This window comes from Moorena sp. SIO4E2 (assembly GCF_010671945.1).
Classification (GTDB): domain Bacteria; phylum Cyanobacteriota; class Cyanobacteriia; order Cyanobacteriales; family Coleofasciculaceae; genus Moorena; species Moorena producens.
This window is the reverse complement of the sequence record NZ_JAAHIE010000713.1, coordinates 1-3,191: the sequence shown is the minus strand read 5'-3', so window position 1 is coordinate 3,191 and position 3,191 is coordinate 1. Positions and strand designations below refer to the sequence as shown.

The following is a 3,191-nucleotide window of genomic DNA, read 5'->3' as shown; positions in this document are numbered from 1 at the left end:
CTTGTTAAGGGGGGTTAGGGGGGATCCATCCACCATTAACTTACACAACTTCTGGGTCAGAAACGGTTGTCCCCCCGTCCAGTTCAATATCTCAGCTAACACCTGTTCAGGATTATCCACTTTCCCTTCCAAACCAGGGATCAGAGGCTCTTTCGCTTCCTCAAAGGTAAAGCCAGTCAGGTCAATATCCCGACCAATATTAAACGGAGTGCGCTGTTTATCCTGAATCAAATCCGCTGGAGTTGCTACTCCCAGCAAGCAAAAATTCAGCCGCTTGTAGGCAGGATTTTCCGCTCGTTTGTTATAACAACTGCGAATAAAGGCAAAGAAATCATCTTTAAACTCTACCTTAATAATACTGTCAATTTCATCCAGAAAGATAACAATATTTTCTGGAATCTCTGACAACAGCACTTCTTCAATAAACTCACCCAACCACATTAATGGCGAGAGTTGCTTACGCTCTCGTAACCAAGGTAAAACCTTGAATTTATCTGAGAGCTTAAAACTATTTACCAGACTCTTTATTAAGCTAGCATACCATTGCTCTGACGTTACGAAATTGCCAATTTGGGTAACATCAACAGAAGCACAAGCTACTCCCGCCTCTATTAGTCTTTGCATGGTTTTTACCCGCAAACTAGACTTACCCATCTGTCGCGAGTTGAGCACATAACAAAATTCCCCAGCCATCAAAGCATCAAAAATTTCTTGATCAGCTTTTCTGACTGCATAAGTAGCAGCATTGTTAGGTAAACTTCCGCCAACTTGATAGATTGTTGGTTGGTTGGTCATGATTGGGAAGGGAGTAGGGAATAAAGAAGCTATCAGCTATTAGCTATCAGCTATCAGCTATCAGTTATCAGCTATTAGCTATCAGTTATCAGCTATTAGCTATCAGTTATCAGCTATCAGTTATCAGCTTAAGCGCTACGCGCACGCTACGCGAACAGCTTAAGCGCTACGCGCACGCTACGCGAACAGTTTTCACTTTTCACTTTTCAACCAACGGCTGACCGCTGACCGCTGACTGCTGACCGCTGACTGCTTACATTCACTATAAAATTCTGTCACTAAAATAATGACGATACAAATTATATCTCGGAATACAATCATTACCGATTGCTCTGACTAATCCCAGACTTTCTAACAGATAAGTTTCCTTATAATCCAGGCGCACTGCTTGAGTAGTTGTCAGTAATTTTTTGAAAGCGTTTAGTAAATTGGAATGGAGCATGAGATTATTTAAAAGTTCTCGCAAATGATGGCGATAAATTCCTGATTCTGTCGGGGCTGTTTCTAAAATATGCTCCATGGTCATGTTAGTATTTTTGCTAAGAGTAGAGAAAGCTAACTTTAATAAATAAGGATGTCCCCCTACCATGCTCATTAATTTGTGTACTGAATTAACGGATAAATTTAAGCCATAAAATTTCGCCAAATCCTGAACCTGATTCAAAGTAAAATCAGTTAAATCTACAGGATATCCTACATTGAAAGGCGACTTATTGATAGCCAATTCAATATAAACTTCCGTAGCATAAACCACTATCAATCGCAGTCTTTTCCAAATATCATAAAATTGGCCATTTTCATGCCAACTACGCAGCAAAGTAAGAAACCCTTCAGCAACTTGTTGATGAGGAAAAACTCGCTCCAGGTTATCGAGACATAAAACTAAAGGACTCTCTGAAGAAACCAACAAATACTCTTCAAAGTAGGTGCTACACTTTACTTCAGTGGTGAACAAACTATCGTCCCAATAATTTGGCAACTCATTGGGCAATTTCAATTTTTGAGCAACCCGCACACAAAAAGACTGGAAAAATATCTCCAAATCATGGCAAGGAAACTCATTCAGATTCAAATAAACCGTGCGATAACCCCTAGATTTAGCATAAGCAAGAATCCGATGACTAAGTAACGTTTTCCCCATCAGCTTCGGTGCTTTAATCCGAATTAGTGCCCCTGGTTGTAAACTCTTTTGATAACACTCAGCATCTTGAGGACGTTCTATATAAAAGTCTCCAACTTGAGCGGTTGTCTGTTGTTGATTATTAGTGCTACTTGTGTTATTATAGTTGCTATTATTATTTGGTAATTCAATACCGAGTAATGTTAAAAATTCTGGTATAGACTGAGGGCGATCGCTAGCCACCAAGTTCATGCCATGGAGAATGGCTCGATTTATGCGATCGCTAATCTGGGGATTAAAATCCTTTGGTGGTGGTAATACAACTCCATCAGCCCGATCCTCAGCGGCTACTGGTTTCTTTCCAGTTAAAAGCACATACAAGGTAGCGGCCAAAGCATAGACATCGGTGTAGGGACCCTGTTGCCCTCGCCACTCATATTGTTCCAGAGGAGCATAGCCAGGAGTCCGCCCACACAGATGAGTTTGGGTAACCCCAGGGACAAACCTAGTAGCAATACCCAAATCAATCAACACGGCACCAGAACCATCGTGACCCACCATGATGTTATGAGGTTTAACATCCCGATGGAGTAATCCTTGCTGATGAATATCCCTGAGGGCGCTACCAATTTGCCCAATGTAGAGCAAGGCTTGCTCTTCCGAAAGCACACCCTGCCGTTTCACCAGATCCGACAAGGTTTCCCCCTCGATGTATTCCATGATCAAGCAGGGCAAATCACCTTCTCGGATGATTTCTTCTGATAAGCCGACTAGATGAGGATTGCCACAGCTACATTGGGCTAACTTTACCGCTTCGTTGGCAAAAATTTTCCAATATTCTAATAAATTATCTTGGCGGAGTACATGATTAACGATAGTTTTAATAACGATGCGATCGCCTGTTTTAGTTCGGGCTAAATAGGTAATACCCAGCCCACCTTGTCCTAGTTTTTTTTCGATAGTATACTTACCCTTATGTAGCCGATAACCAGGGAGCCAGGTATTATTACCTACGCCGTTGCTGTAGTTAGGTGGCTGAGTAATAGATTGTGTGGTGCTGCTATGACCATTTTTAGGGGAATTAAACCAGCGTTTAACCGCATTATTTAACCGCTGCTTGAATTTCCCACACACTGACCGATGGTTATTAGTCTTCATCTGAGATGCCCAACCTATCCAGGATATTAATTTCGGTAGGGTTTATCGTAAGCCTATGGGCTACGCGCACGCTACTTGAGGTGCTATCAGCGTGTCGCGTATCAGCTGAGTGCTTACG

2 protein-coding genes are annotated in these 3,191 nt (G+C 41.9%); both read right to left on the bottom strand.

Annotated elements, in window-relative coordinates; genetic code table 11:
* On the bottom strand, positions 1-795 hold a 795-nt coding region (locus F6K37_RS35880), incomplete at its 3' end, for an AAA-like domain-containing protein (protein WP_287255707.1).
* A 262-nt stretch (positions 796-1,057) separates the two neighbouring features.
* Positions 1,058-3,073, bottom strand: a complete 2,016-nt coding sequence (locus tag F6K37_RS35875) for an AAA-like domain-containing protein (RefSeq protein WP_287255706.1) — start codon at positions 3,071-3,073, stop codon at positions 1,058-1,060.
* Positions 3,074-3,191: the final 118 nt, after the last annotated feature.

Excerpts from the sequence above, each read along its gene's own strand:
- F6K37_RS35875 (WP_287255706.1), bottom strand. The coding sequence starts at position 3,073 with ATGAAGACTAATAACCATCGGTCAGTGTGTGGGAAATTCAAGCAGCGG.